At 69.0% G+C, this 587-nt stretch carries 1 protein-coding gene and 1 pseudogene; both read left to right on the top strand.

Annotated features, from left to right (window positions below):
• Positions 1-267 (top strand): annotated as a pseudogene (locus A8G15_RS28915) (nitronate monooxygenase); the annotation flags it as partial.
• Positions 268-292: 25 nt separating this feature from the next.
• A partial coding sequence (locus A8G15_RS28920) for an enoyl-CoA hydratase-related protein (protein ID WP_211270274.1) occupies positions 293-587 on the top strand: 295 nt, incomplete at its 3' end.

The following is a 587-nucleotide window of genomic DNA, read 5'->3' on the forward strand; positions in this document are numbered from 1 at the left end:
CTCGTCGCGGCACTCGCGCTCGGTGCCGACGGCGTCAACATGGGCACCCGGTTCATGTGCACCGTCGAGTCGCCCGTCGCGCACGCGGTCAAGGAACAGATCGTCGCGAACAGCGAACTCGACACGAAGCTGATCTTCCGGACCCTGCACAACACCGCGCGGGTCGCGGCCAACGCGGTCAGCACCGAGGTGGTCGAAATCGAGTCCCGCGGAGCCGAGTTCAAGGATATTCAGCACCTGGTCGCCGCGCCGGACGCCTCACGGGTTTCCTCGACGCGGCGGCGGTGAAGGCATGACCGGCGGCGGCGAGGCGGCGGTGCAGGGCCTGCGGTCCGAGCTGACCGACGGCGTGCTGTGGCTGACGATCGACCGCCCCAAGCGGATGAACGCGGTCGACCTCACGACGACGCGCGCCCTGCGGGAGGCCATCGATTCGGCGGGCGAGAATCCGGACGTCCGTACCGTGGTCATCACGGGGGCGGGCGCGGCATTCTGTACCGGCGCCGATCTGGCTGCGGGAGCGGAGAATCCGGTCGATCCCTCGGTGACGATGGACACCGCGAACGCGCTGATCCGTTCGATCGCGA

Origin of the sequence: Rhodococcus phenolicus, assembly GCF_001646785.1 — a bacterium.
GTDB lineage: Bacteria > Actinomycetota > Actinomycetes > Mycobacteriales > Mycobacteriaceae > Rhodococcus > Rhodococcus phenolicus.